Consider the following 12,494-nt stretch of genomic DNA (forward strand, 5'->3'; position numbering starts at 1 on the left):
CATGCGCGCAAAAGCGGGAGAGAAGGCGGCGCGCCAAGCCCTGAATGGCCGCTCAGTTCTGCGTGAGCGGATTCAGCGTCGTGCAGAGGAAGCCCGTGCAGTTCGCCGGCTTGAAGTAGAACGACGCCGTGCCGCCGAGCGCGAGGTCGCCGAGGTACGCGGTGCCCTGCGCGCCGAGATTGTTCGATTGCTGGACGAAGCCCGCGCTGGTCGTCTGCACCGTGGCCGATTGATACGTGAAGGTCGGCGACTGGGTCTGGTCCTTCACATAGACCCATGCGGAATCGCTGCCGAACACCATCCCACCCTTCGCGCGATAGCCCTTCGCCCCTTCGCTATTGGCCTGCGCGATGAAATCGCTGACGGTCGTGGTCGGCGTCAGCGCATCGTACGCGTAGGTCGCGTTCGACGCGCCGTTCTTCATGTACAGGTTCGCGGCGACCGACCCGACCATCATCGGGCCGACAAACCAGTAGCCCGACTGGCCCTGGCCGTTCGCCTGCGCGAGGAACGCGGCCTGGCTGCCCGGCGTCGCGGCGCTCGCATACGTGAACGTGGCTGACGAGCCGCCGTCTTTGCGATAAAGATTGCCGTACGTGAGCGGACCTTCGTACCGGTAGCCTTGCGCACCAGCCGTGTTGGCCTGGCTGATGAAGCTGGCCGCATCGGCCGGCGCGGCGAGCAGCTCGTATGTGTAGGTCTGCGCGGCGCCGTCGTTGACGAAGATCGAGCGGATCGCGCCGTCGACCGAGTAATAACCGTCGCTCAGGTAGCGGTAGCCTTTCGCGCCTTCGCCGTTGACGAGCGTCAGGAAGCTGGCCGCATCCGCCGCCGGCGACAGCGCTTCGTAGCGCAGCGTCAGCATGCTGCCGCCCGATCCCGACGAGCCGCTGCCGGGGCCCGGCCCACCGGTTCCGCCCGTGCCGCCGGTGCCGCCGGATCCCGATCCGTTCGACGGGGTCGAAGACGCGGATGTCGAACTATCGTCGCCGCCACACGCGGTCAATGCCAGACAGGTCAGTGCGATCAATGCTACGGCTTTCATAGGAGTCACCTCGAAACGGAAAGGACGAACGTAGCCAGCGCGCGCGGACGACGCCGCGCGCACCAACCCTCATGCATCAGGAATCGGCCAGCGGGCGCGCGCCGGCCAGCAGGCATCAGTTGACCTGCAACTGGCCGCCGCGGCCGAGGCCACCCTTGACGTCCTGCGCCTTGTAGCTGCGCAGTGCGACAACCATCTTGTTGTACGCGTCGATGAACGCGACGACCGTCGCCTTGCCTTCCGGCGTCGTCGAGAAGCCGGCAAGCGCGCCGCCCACGCCACCGCCGAAGCCGCCCAGCGCCGCGCCGTAGTTGGTCGCTGTCGAGCTGCCTTCCGCCGCCGCGATCTGCACGGCCGAGCGCACGTCGAACAGCGTCAGCGTCACGACCGATGCCTTCGTCTGCAGGTGGCCGGCCACCGCCGCCACCGCGCTGTTGCCGATCAGCCCGCCGATCATGCTGCCGATGCCGGCGATCGGCGAATCGTTGATGACGATCTGCGGTTCCATGTAGTAGTCGGCCGCGACACGCTGGCCCTTCTGCTGCTTCGAGCCTGCGCGGTATTCGCCCGAGCCGCGCTGCAGCTGCGTGATGCGCGACAGGCGCGCGTCGCTCTTCTGGTTGCCGATCGACGTGATCACGAAGCAGTTCGACTGCTGGACGGCCAGGCGCAGCAGCGGGTCGATGGTCGTCATCTTGGTCGCGCTGCCGAACGGGCCCCACCAGTCGGCGTTGCGGCCGTCGTCGACGGCGATCGTGCCGAGCGGCGACGCGCAGCGCTGCAGCCCCGAATCGGCGCCGGCGCTCGTGCCGCCTGCCGCGGCGCCCGTCACGCCGGCGTTCTGGCCGCCGGGCGTCACGATGCCGCCGCAGCCGGCCACGGAAGCGCAAAGCGCTGCGACCAGCGCACCTTGGGTAAGACGATGGGAAAGGATGGTCTTCATGTCGTTATCGATCGATAGAGTCGTTGTTCGGCTTATGTGTTCGTGCGAACCTCGATAAGCCCCCCGGCGTGGCGCGCGATGATGGTCTCCCCGCTGCTGCCCCCGTTGCTTTCTGCCCGGTCAGTAGTACCAGTTCGTCTGATTCCAGACGCCGTAGTACGGATAGCCCGAGTACCAGTAGCCGTAATAGACGTCACGCCATTGCGTGCGCCATTTCCAGTCTTCTTCGTCTTCTTTCTTGGCCTTGCGGGCGAGCTCGAGCAGCTTCTTCGATTCCTTGTCGCCGCGGCCCGCCGCGATCGACAGCCACTTGTCCGCTTCGCGCGGATCGGAGCCCATTTCCTCGAGGCCGAACAGGTAGAAACTGCCGAGCGCCTTCTGCGCCTGCAGGTCGCCGCGCTCGGCGGCATCGCGCATCCACTTGAGGGCCTGGTAGCTGTCCTGACGCACGCCGTCGCCGCGGAAATAGCGCAGCCCGAGGTCGTAGGCGGCCTTCGGCTGGGTTTTCGCGGCTTGCTTCAGCGCGACAATGCGCGGAGCGTCCCGATCTTCGGCATCGTCCTTATTTTGATAGGACACCTGATCTTTAGGACGATCGGAACAACCCGTGTCGTCGCAGATCCGCACCGTGTTGCTGGTCACGGACGGATCCTGCGCGCACGCGGCCAATAGCAACAGCAGCCCCGGTGCGAGTAAACGGCGATGCATTGGTACTTTCCTCAAGTTTTATTTGCGCCGACTGCTTCGCGCGATCCCTCCCCGCGAGCGCGCACCGGTTTGCGCGCGGCGCGGCGAATACCATCTGCCAACGCCGACACGCAGCCCAAGGCTCTCTCAGGTTCTCTTTTCGTCTTGCATTACCACTGCACCGTCGAAGCCGGCGAAGACAGCGAGAGGCACCGGGCACCGCCCCGGCATTCGTTCAATTCCGCCGCCGAGTCCGTTGCGGCGCCGTCGGGCGGTGAATCGATCGCTGACGTTCCCGTTTTTTTAAAGCACGCTTCATCGACCGTCATTTTCCAGTTTCAAATGATACATATCGGTCTATATCATAGTCAAGACAACTTGCAATCGCGCGTCATGGGTGGGCCCGCCAAGTTCGGGAGGCCGGTGGCGAGACCGGATGTGACCAAGCGGTACGATGCTAAAATAGTAAGTCTACGCAGTCGGAAGGATCAGGGAGGGAACCGTTCGTGCGAGCCAGCAAACGCCAGTTGGTGGTAGACAAAGCTACCGAACTGTTCTCGAAGCACGGTTTTCATCCGGTCGGGGTCGACTGGATCATCGACGATTCTCGCGTCGCCCGAATGACGCTATATCGGCATTTTCCGAGCAAGGACGAACTCATCCGGGAAGTGTTGGCCCAGCGTTACGACCTGATCGTAGGCAGTATCGACGCGCAACTGCAGCACGTCGCCAATCCGGTCGAACGGGTCAAGACGATCTTCGACTGGTACGAAGCGTGGTTCAATACGCCGGCATTCGCCGGTTGCCTGTTCGAGCGCGCATTGGCCGAATTCGGAACGGCGTATGCGCCCATCTCGGATGTCGCGATCCGCTATCGCCGCAAGATGGTCGAATGGATCGCCGAACTGCTCGCCGATCTCGTTTCGCCCGAAGCGGCAAAACGGCTGGCGACCGTCTATATGATGCTGCTGGACGGTGCGACAGTAGAAGCGCGAGCGTTCAACAATCCCGCGTCTGCGGGGCGCGCGTGGCAAGCCGCGAAATCGCTCCTGGAACAGGAAATACGTGCCGACACCGAGCATGCGAAACACGCGGACGCCCATACGCAACACGCATGACGGGTTTTCCCCCGTAGGTAAGCGCGCTCGACCCGACGACAAAGATATTGCGTCGGTGATCGGGCATTGCGCCGGAACCCGCTTACCTCGAAAACAGACTCACTATTTTTGCAGAATGTCGCAGATCTGGCCCACGGCCCGTGTGATGTCGCTTTTTATTCAAAGACAACTTACTGAGACTGCTTAGTCTCTAGCTTCAAGTGCAACACCCCGAATAAGTTAGGGTGTTGCGATGAAGAAGACGTACAGGCATCCGAGCCCGGAAGAGCGGGCGGCGATCATGATCGAGAGCAGCAAGAACACGAGTGTGCGTGCAATAGCGAGATTACCCGTTCACCGCCCACCTCACGCCACAGCTCAGACCAGCGTTGTTCATTGAACGCATACGCTACGTCATCCCTGCACTGTTATTCGAAGACTCGAATCCAGTCGCGGATAACAGCCCACGAAAAGAACAATCCCAGGGGAATTTCAATTTGGAACATGAATATTCTGTCCTTGGCGGCCTGAATCGAGCCGTCATCGGCCGTTATCTGAGCATGGTTTCCGCAATCGCGGCCTCGGGTATCGGTGTCTTCGTCTTGTGGGCAGTTGACCTGGCTAAGCGTCTTGGTGTTGCCGACCACGTTCCCGGTCTGGTGCTATGGCCGGTCACGGCAAGCCTTATCTACGCAGGTCTCTACTGGCTGTTCGACAAGCACGTATGGAAAATCGGCGTCATAGCCGACCTTCTGAAGGTACCCGACCTAGCGGCCAAATGGCATTGCGACGGACAGACCATCAACCCTGATAAGACCCTGTGACCTGCCCCCGGTTTTAGTCCGAAGTGCAGTTAGAGTCCGAGGTTAAAAACTGCTGCTTCGCGTCGTGCGCCCGGGCGAACTGCGCAGGCGTCAGATAGCCGAGCGAACTATGAGGCAGCTCGGTGTTGTACTCGATACGCCATTCCTCAATCAGCCGCTTGGCGTGGCGTATTGAGACGAACCAGTGCTCGTTCAGGCATTCGTCGCGGAACCGCCCGTTGAAGCTCTCGATATAGGCATTCTCCACCGGCTTGCCAGGCCGAATGAACGACAGCGTGACACCTGCTTCGTAGGCCCATGCATCCAGCACCTTACCAGCGAACTCCGGCCCGTTGTCGACCGTGATGGATGCGGGTAAGCCCCGCATCTCCTTGAGCCGCTCGAGCACTTGCTGCACTCGTAGGCCCGGCAGCGAAGTATCGACCTCGATGGTCAAGCACTCGCGCGTGTAGTCGTCGACCACGTGCAGGCATCGAAACCGCCGACCATAGGCCAACCCGTCAGAAACGAAGTCCATCGACCAGCTCTGATTCGGACCTGTTGGTAACGGCAGCGGCGTGCGCTCGACAGCCGCAATACGCTTGCGTCGCCGCTTGCGCACGCTCAGCCCCGCCTTGCTGTACAGGCGCCAGATGCGCTTGTGGTTGGCGAAGCAGCCATCCCGCTGCAACAGCACGTGAATCCGGCGATAGCCGTATCGGCGCTTCTGCGCGGCGATGGCCATCATCCGGCCAGTCAGCGCTTCGTCGTCAACTCGGCGGCGTGATTCGTAGTGGAACAGCGAGCGCGAAATCCCTACCAGCCCGCAGGCCCGGGTAACACCCATGGCACGTTCGGTCATCAATATCCGGACCGCTTCGCGCTTGGCCTGCGGGCTTGCTACTTTCGAGCCAGCAGGTCCTTCAACGCGGCGTTGTCGAGCATCGATTCGGCCAACAGGCGCTTGAGCTTGCTTTTCTCCTGCTCCAGTTCCTTCAGGCGCTGCGCTTCGGAGATCGTCATCCCGCCGAACTTCGCTTTCCAGTTGGAGTAGGTCGCTTCCGAGATGCCGTACTTGCGGCACAGCTCCGCCGGCTTCAGGCCAGCCTCGGCTTCCTTCAAGATGCCGATGATTTGTTCTTCGGTGAATCGCTTTTTCATCGCCGTTCCTCTCTGGAACGGACTCTACACCGTCACCGTACTAAACGCGGGGAGCAGGTCAATGAACGGGATGAACATTGCAAATACCTTTCAAAACGCCGCACGGGACACGCCATTCCGGGGTTTACCTGGGCTGACTTTGCCGAGGGAGCATGCTTAAATAAATCAACGTGATTTATTTAATGCGTCGACATCCGGCGCGACATGGAAGGAGACGCCATGAGAAGCCCGCACATCGGCCAGGGAAGCAATTCGGCCAACGTGCGCCGTTACAACGAGCGCTTGCTGTTGAAGGCGCTGCGCCGTGCAGGCAGCGCGTCCAAAGCCGACCTCGCCCGCCACGCGAACATGACGGGCACGGCGGTCGGCAGCATCATCGCGTCCCTTGCCGACGCGAAGCTGATCGAATTCGCCGGCCGTACCGAAGGCCAGCGCGGCCAGCCGGCGTCGCTGATTCGCGTCGATCCCAATGGGGCATTCGGTATCGGCGTACGCATAGATCGCATGCGCATCGAAACTGCGCTGGTCAACTTCGCAGGCGACGTAATCGGCTGCCGCTCCCACGACACCCTGCTCCCTCCACCCGCGACCGTGCTCGAACTGGTTCGCCGCGACATCGAAGAGATGCAACGGCTTCTGCCCGCACAGGACCGCGATCGACTGGCGGGCGTCGGCGTGGCTCACCCCTTCAACCTGGGTAGTTGGCTACGCGAACTTGGCCTTCCGGCCGAAGCCTTCCGCGCGTGGGCGGAGATTGACCTGGCCAGCGAACTCGCCCGCGTCATTCCGCTGCCGGTGTTCAGCGAAAACGATGGCAATGCTGCCGCCATCGCCGAGCTCTTTTACGGCTGTGGCCGTCAACGCGACAATTTCGTCTATTTGTTCCTCGGACCGGTAATCGGTGGAGGGATCGCGATCGACGGCGACTGCCTGCACGGCCGCACCGGCAACGCCGGCGATTTCGCCGTGATGCCCGTACAACCGAGCCGCCTGCGCTCGGCGCCCGCGCCGCACGGCGCCTGGGACATCCTCCTTACGCGTGCGTCGCTGAGTGCGCTGATCCGGCATCTCCGCTATTGCGGCGAGACGGTCGACAGCCGCGCGGATCTCAATGACTGCATCGCACGCGGCCTGCCGGCCGTCGACGAATGGATCGACGATTGCGTCGATGCCCTCGCGTTCGCCCTGCGCGCGGTGCTGTCGGTACTCGATTTGCCGGTTGTCGTCCTCGATTCGGACATCGATGCCGGCCTGCTCGACACGCTCATGCAGCGTCTAAGCGTGGCGCTCGCCGACATCACGCCGGAAGCGCGCAGCGCTCCGGAACTCGTGCGTGGCTCATTCGGCGCCGACGCCGGTGCGATCGGTGCCGCCACGCTACCGATGTTCTTCAATTTCTCACCGCGCTCCGGCATCCTGCGAGGTGCAGGCCTGGATACCCAAGAGGTCGCTTATGTCGCGTTCTGAGTCGCCCCGCCCGCTGCTCGAGATGCGCCGGATCAGCAAGACGTTTCCGGCCGTGCGTGCACTCGACAACGTCAGCCTGACCGTTTATCCGGGCGAGATCCATTCGCTGATGGGCGAGAACGGCGCGGGCAAATCGACGCTGATGAAGATCCTGTCGGGCGCGTACCGCGCCGACGCCGGCGGCGAGATCCTGATCGACGGCGAACGCATCGACATCGACGGCCCGCTCGCCGCGCGCGATGCGGGCGTCGCGGTGATCTACCAGGAGTTGTGCCTTTCGCCGAACCTGACCGTCGCGGAAAACATCTACGTCGGCCGCGAACTGCGGCGCGGCAACCGGCGCTGGGGCACGATCGACCGCGCGGCGATGGCCCGCGGCTGCCAGGACGTACTCGCGCGCCTGGGCGCATCGTTCGGGCCCGACACGCTGGTCGACACGCTGTCGATCGCCGAACAGCAGCTCGTCGAGATCGCGCGCGCCGTGCACACCCGCGCACGCATCCTCGTGATGGACGAGCCGACGACGCCGCTGTCGTCGCGCGAGACCGAGCACCTGTTCCGCCTGATCCGCCAGTTGCGCGAGGAAGGTCTCGCGATCATCTACATCAGCCACCGGATGGCGGAGATCTACGAACTGTCCGACCGCGTGTCGGTGCTGCGCGACGGCGCGTACGTCGGCACGCTCGAACGCGAATCGCTGTCGGCCGATCGCCTCGTCGCGATGATGGTCGGCCGCGACATCTCCGGCTTCTACAAGAAGGAACACGCGCCGTACGACCCCGGCCACCTGCTGCTGTCGGTACGCGACATCGCCGACGGCGCGCGCGTGCGCGGCTGCAGCCTCGACCTGCACGCCGGCGAGGTGCTCGGCATCGCGGGGCTCGTCGGCGCGGGCCGCACCGAACTCGCGCGGCTGATCTTCGGCGCCGAATCGCGCGTGCGCGGCGACGTGAAGCTGGGCGACCGCACGTTCGGCGCGCACTCGCCGCGCGCCGCGATCGACGCGGGCCTCGTCTACCTGACCGAGGACCGCAAGCGCCAGGGCCTGTTCCTCGACATGAGCGTGCGCGACAACATCAACATCTCGGTCTGCAACCGCGATGCACGACTCGGCGCGCTCGACCTCGCACGCGGCGGCGAACGCGCGCGCGACGCGATTGCATCGCTGTCGATCCGCGTACCCCACGCGAACGTCAACGTCGGCGCGCTGTCGGGCGGCAACCAGCAGAAAGTGCTGCTGTCACGCCTGCTCGAGACGAAGCCGCGCGTGCTGATCCTCGACGAACCGACGCGCGGCGTCGACATCGGCGCGAAATCGGAAATCTACCGGATCATCAACGAACTGGCCCGTGCCGGCGTGGGCGTGATCGTGATCTCGAGCGAGCTGCCGGAGATCATCGGCGTCGCGGATCGCGTGCTCGTGATGCGCGAAGGCGAGATCGCGGGCGAACTCGGCGGCCATACGCACACGCCCATCACGCAGGAAGCCATCATCGCGCTCGCCACCGGCTCGCAGGCCGAACTCGCCGACGCGCACTGAGCCCCGCTCTTTCATTTCACTCTTACATTCAGGTTACCGAAATGATCAACCCGACCAAGCAGCGGAACCTCGCTTCCGCGACGGCCCATCCGGTGGGCGATCGTACTCCCCAGTTGCGCGCCGCCGCTCATCGCGCACGCATGCAGTCGCTGATACGCACCGCCGGCATGCTGCCGGTGCTGCTGGTGCTGTGCATCGCGTTCGGCTTCCTGACCGACGGCTTCTTCACGCTGCAGAACCTGTCGATCGTCACGCAGCAGGCGTCGATCAACATCGTGCTCGCCGCCGGCATGACCTTCGTGATCCTGACAGGCGGCATCGACCTGTCGGTCGGCTCGGTGCTCGCCGCTGCGGCCGTCGCGGCGCTGCTCGCGTCGACCATTCCGGGCTGGGGCTGGCTCGGCGTGCCCTTCGCGCTCGCTGTCGGCCTCGTGTTCGGCGCGATCAACGGCGGCCTGATCTCGTTCCTGCGCCTGCCCCCGTTCATCGTCACGCTCGGGGCGATGACGGCCGTGCGCGGCGTCGCGCGCCTGATCGGCAACGACACGACCCTATTCAATCCGCAACTGCCGTTCGCGTTCATCGGCAACGGCACGATCCTCGGCGTGCCATGGCTCGTCGTCATCGCGTGCGCGGTGATCGCGATCTCGTGGTTCATCCTGCGCCGCACGGTGCTCGGGATGCGGATCTATTCGGTCGGCGGCAATCCGGAAGCAGCACGCCTGTCGGGCATCAACGTGCGGGCGATCCAGCTGTTCGTGTATGCGGCGTCGGGGCTGCTCGCGGGCCTCGGCGCAGTGATGTCGGCCGCGCGACTCTATGCAGCCAACGGCCTGCAGCTCGGCCAGTCCTACGAACTCGACGCGATCGCCGCGGTGATCCTCGGCGGCACGAGCTTCGTCGGCGGCGTCGGCTCGATCGTCGGCACGCTGATCGGCGCGCTGATCATCGCAGTACTGACGAACGGTCTCGTGCTGCTCGGCGTGTCCGACATCTGGCAGTACATCATCAAGGGGCTCGTGATCATCGGCGCCGTCGCTCTCGATCGCTATCGCCAGCGCGATTCGGCACGCACCTGACACCCTTCCCGTCCATTCAACCTTGCGGCGCAGGCAGGTCCTCCTGCGCCGCCCGCCCACCGACCTCACGGAGACACAACGACATGTTCAAGCACAAAGCCGCCCTGACCGCCGTCGCCTGCGCACTCGCATTCGGCGCTTCCGCCGCACACGCGGCCGACAAGCCGCTCAAATCGATCGGCGTCACGGTCGGGTCGCTCGGCAACCCGTACTTCGTCACGATCGTCAAGGGCGCCGAGGCGCGCGCCAGGCAGCTCAACCCGAATGCGAAGGTCACGGCCGTGTCGGCCGACTACGACCTGAACAAGCAGTTCACGCAGATCGACAACTTCATCTCCGCACACGTCGACATGATCCTGCTCAACGCCACCGACCCGAAGGCGATCGAGCCGGCGGTGAAGAAGGCGCAGGCGGCCGGCATCACGGTCGTGGCGATCGACGTCGCGGCGGCCGGCGCGAACGCGACAGTGCAGACCAACAACGTGAAGGCCGGCGAGCTGGCGTGCGACTACATCGCGAAGAAACTCAACGGCAAGGGCAACGTGATCATCGAGAACGGTCCGCAGGTGTCGGCCGTGATCGATCGCGTCAACGGCTGCAAGACCGTGCTCGCGAAAAACGCGGGCATCAAGCTGCTGTCGAGCGACCAGGACGGCAAGGGTTCGCGCGAAGGCGGAATGAACGCGATGCAGGGCTACCTGACGCGCTTTCCGAAGCTCGATGCGGTGTTCACGATCAACGACCCGCAGGCGATCGGCAGCGATCTCGCCGCGAAACAGTTGAATCGTCCGGGCATCGTGATCACGTCGGTCGACGGCGCGCCCGACATCGAGGTGGCGCTCAAGTCCAACACGCTGGTGCAAGCGTCGTCGAGCCAGGACCCGTGGGCGATGGCGCAGCAGGCCGTCAACGTCGGCTACGGAATCATGAACGGCCAGAAGCCGGCCAATCCGATGATCCTGATCGAGCCGACGCTCATCACGCGCGACAACGTGAAGGCTTACAAAGGCTGGAGCTCGCACTGACCCATCCCAACGCATCCCAGGCCTGACACAACCATGACATCCTTGACCCAAACGCGCGCGTGGCGCGCGCTCGCCAGCCACCGGGACGCCTTGTCTGACGTCTCGATCCGCGCGCGATTCGACAGCGACCCGGAGCGGGCATCGCGCTTCAGCCTCGAGGCGGCCGGGCTTTTCGTCGATTACTCGAAGAACCCTGTCGACGACGAAACAATCGCCCTGCTCGTCGCGCTCGCGCATGAGGCAGGTGTCGATGTGCATCGCAACGCAATGTTCGCCGGCGAGAGAATCAACCGCACGGAGAATCGCGCAGTGCTGCACGTCGCGCTGCGTGACCGTTCGGGTAGGAAGCGTATTGTCGATGATGTCGATGTGTCGCGGCTGGTAAGCGACGTGCTTGCCCGGATGCGGCGCTTCTCCCATGCGGTCCGCTCCGGTGAATGGCGTGGTCACACGGGCCGTCAGATCACCGATATCGTCAACATCGGCATCGGCGGCTCGGACCTGGGTCCCAAGATGGTGTGCGAGGCGCTCAAGCCATACGCGCATGAACGGTTGCAGATGCATTTCGTCTCGAATGTGGACGCAGCCGACATCGCCGAAGTGCTCAAGTGCGTGAACCCGGAGACGACGCTGTTCATCGTGTCGTCGAAAACGTTCACGACACGTGAGACGCTCATGAACGCCCACACCGCCCGAGCTTGGCTGCTCGAAGGCGGTGCACCGGACTCGGCGATCGCGAAGCACTTCGTCGCCGTTTCGACGAATGCCGCAGCCGTTGCGGAATTTGGCATTGATACCGGCAACATGTTCGAGTTCTGGGACTGGGTGGGCGGACGTTACTCGTTGTGGTCCGCCATCGGGCTGCCCATCGCGATCATGGCCGGCATGGACGCGTTCGAGCAGCTGCTCGACGGTGCGCACGCGATGGACCGTCACTTCGCGCAAGCACCGCTTGCTCGCAACCTGCCCGTCCTGCTCGCCATGATCGGCATCTGGCATCAAAATTTCCTCGGCACGACGAGCCACCTGATCGCCCCATACGATAACTATCTGCACCGATTGCCCGCGTATCTGCAGCAGCTCGACATGGAAAGCAACGGCAAATCAGTGACGCTCGACGGCGAGCGCGTCGATTACGCCACCGGTCCGGTAATCTGGGGCGAGCCGGGTACGAACGGGCAACACGCGTTCTTCCAGCTCCTGCACCAGGGTACCGCGATCATCCCGACCGACTTCATCGTGTGCATGCGGCCGCATCACGCATTCGACAATCACCAAGCCGTCCTCGTCGCAAACTGTTTCGCGCAGTCGGAGGCATTGATGAACGGATCGCGCTCGACAACCGAACCGCACCGCAATTTCGAAGGCAATCGGCCAACGAACACGATTTGCCTGGACACGCTCGATCCAGCGTCCCTCGGGGCGCTGATCGCACTGTACGAACACAAGGTATACGTGCAAGGCGTGGTATGGCGGATCAATTCGTTCGACCAGTGGGGCGTCGAACTCGGCAAAAAACTCGCGGTTGCGATCGAGGACGAGTTACTCACCCCAGGGCAGGTTCACTCGCACGACGGCTCGACAAACCAGCTGATCAACCGCTTCAAGACGCAGCGTCACGCCGCGGCCTGACATCCCGGATCCCAC

Annotated in this window: 11 protein-coding genes; 7 read left to right on the forward strand and 4 right to left on the reverse strand. The window is 63.7% G+C overall.

Features of this window, described 5'->3' with window-relative positions; translation table 11 throughout:
• Positions 1-52 precede the first annotated feature (52 nt).
• The 3 genes from CUJ89_RS31760 to CUJ89_RS31770 form a co-directional block, all read right to left on the reverse strand.
• Positions 53-1,045 carry a hypothetical protein gene (locus tag CUJ89_RS31760; RefSeq protein ID WP_114181183.1) on the reverse strand — a complete coding sequence of 331 codons (993 nt, stop codon included), beginning with the start codon at positions 1,043-1,045 and terminating at the stop codon, positions 53-55.
• A gap of 115 nt (positions 1,046-1,160) precedes the next feature.
• Complete coding sequence (locus CUJ89_RS31765; RefSeq protein WP_114181184.1) at positions 1,161-1,988, reverse strand: hypothetical protein; 828 nt, start codon at positions 1,986-1,988, stop codon at positions 1,161-1,163.
• Between the two features lie 120 nt (positions 1,989-2,108).
• The gene (locus tag CUJ89_RS31770; RefSeq protein ID WP_114181185.1) at positions 2,109-2,696 is read right to left on the reverse strand and encodes a tetratricopeptide repeat protein; all 588 of its coding nucleotides are present in this window, start codon (positions 2,694-2,696) and stop codon (positions 2,109-2,111) included.
• Positions 2,697-3,181: 485 nt separating this feature from the next.
• On the opposite strand from CUJ89_RS31770, the gene CUJ89_RS31775 reads away from it, so the two are divergent.
• Together CUJ89_RS31775 and CUJ89_RS37890 are read left to right on the forward strand one after the other, a co-directional pair.
• Positions 3,182-3,793 (forward strand): TetR/AcrR family transcriptional regulator, encoded by a 612-nt coding sequence (locus CUJ89_RS31775; protein ID WP_114181186.1) that lies wholly within the window; start codon positions 3,182-3,184, stop codon positions 3,791-3,793.
• A gap of 368 nt (positions 3,794-4,161) precedes the next feature.
• Positions 4,162-4,596 (forward strand): hypothetical protein, encoded by a 435-nt coding sequence (locus CUJ89_RS37890; protein ID WP_152036683.1) that lies wholly within the window; start codon positions 4,162-4,164, stop codon positions 4,594-4,596.
• Between the two features lie 13 nt (positions 4,597-4,609).
• Here the strand turns inward: CUJ89_RS37890 and CUJ89_RS31785 are convergent.
• Positions 4,610-5,736, reverse strand: a protein-coding gene (locus CUJ89_RS31785) for an IS3 family transposase (RefSeq protein WP_415859049.1) whose coding sequence is annotated in 2 segments (ribosomal slippage) — positions 4,610-5,496 and positions 5,496-5,736 — 1,128 coding nt in all. Because the reading frame shifts where the segments join, the coding sequence is not laid out codon by codon here.
• Between the two features lie 219 nt (positions 5,737-5,955).
• Between CUJ89_RS31785 and CUJ89_RS31790 the strand changes: the two genes are divergently transcribed.
• The 5 genes from CUJ89_RS31790 (at position 5,956) to pgi (ending at position 12,479) form a co-directional block, all read left to right on the forward strand.
• Positions 5,956-7,203, forward strand: a complete 1,248-nt coding sequence (locus CUJ89_RS31790) for an ROK family protein (RefSeq protein ID WP_114181189.1) — start codon at positions 5,956-5,958, stop codon at positions 7,201-7,203.
• On the forward strand, positions 7,190-8,743 hold the full coding sequence (locus tag CUJ89_RS31795) for a sugar ABC transporter ATP-binding protein (RefSeq protein WP_114181190.1): 1,554 nt from the start codon (positions 7,190-7,192) through the stop codon (positions 8,741-8,743). Before CUJ89_RS31790 ends, CUJ89_RS31795 begins: the two co-directional genes overlap by 14 nt.
• Before the next feature lie 41 nt (positions 8,744-8,784).
• Positions 8,785-9,822, forward strand: coding sequence for an ABC transporter permease subunit (locus tag CUJ89_RS31800; protein ID WP_114176895.1), 1,038 nt, complete (start codon positions 8,785-8,787; stop codon positions 9,820-9,822).
• 83 nt (positions 9,823-9,905) lie between these two features.
• On the forward strand, positions 9,906-10,847 hold the full coding sequence (locus CUJ89_RS31805) for an ABC transporter substrate-binding protein (protein ID WP_114181191.1): 942 nt from the start codon (positions 9,906-9,908) through the stop codon (positions 10,845-10,847).
• A gap of 33 nt (positions 10,848-10,880) precedes the next feature.
• On the forward strand, positions 10,881-12,479 hold the full coding sequence (pgi, locus tag CUJ89_RS31810) for a glucose-6-phosphate isomerase (RefSeq protein WP_114181192.1): 1,599 nt from the start codon (positions 10,881-10,883) through the stop codon (positions 12,477-12,479).
• Positions 12,480-12,494 lie beyond the last annotated feature (15 nt).

It is taken from the genome of Burkholderia pyrrocinia (genome assembly GCF_003330765.1).
In the GTDB taxonomy this organism is placed as follows: domain Bacteria; phylum Pseudomonadota; class Gammaproteobacteria; order Burkholderiales; family Burkholderiaceae; genus Burkholderia; species Burkholderia pyrrocinia_B.

Coding starts and splice junctions, on each gene's coding strand:
- CUJ89_RS31760 (WP_114181183.1), bottom strand. CDS start 1,045: ATGAAAGCCGTAGCATTGATCGCACTGACCTGTCTGGCATTGACCGCG.
- CUJ89_RS31765 (WP_114181184.1), bottom strand. CDS start 1,988: ATGAAGACCATCCTTTCCCATCGTCTTACCCAAGGTGCGCTGGTCGCA.
- CUJ89_RS31770 (WP_114181185.1), bottom strand. CDS start 2,696: ATGCATCGCCGTTTACTCGCACCGGGGCTGCTGTTGCTATTGGCCGCG.
- CUJ89_RS31790 (WP_114181189.1), top strand. CDS start 5,956: ATGAGAAGCCCGCACATCGGCCAGGGAAGCAATTCGGCCAACGTGCGC.
- CUJ89_RS31795 (WP_114181190.1), top strand. CDS start 7,190: ATGTCGCGTTCTGAGTCGCCCCGCCCGCTGCTCGAGATGCGCCGGATC.
- CUJ89_RS31800 (WP_114176895.1), top strand. CDS start 8,785: ATGATCAACCCGACCAAGCAGCGGAACCTCGCTTCCGCGACGGCCCAT.
- CUJ89_RS31805 (WP_114181191.1), top strand. CDS start 9,906: ATGTTCAAGCACAAAGCCGCCCTGACCGCCGTCGCCTGCGCACTCGCA.
- pgi (WP_114181192.1), top strand. CDS start 10,881: ATGACATCCTTGACCCAAACGCGCGCGTGGCGCGCGCTCGCCAGCCAC.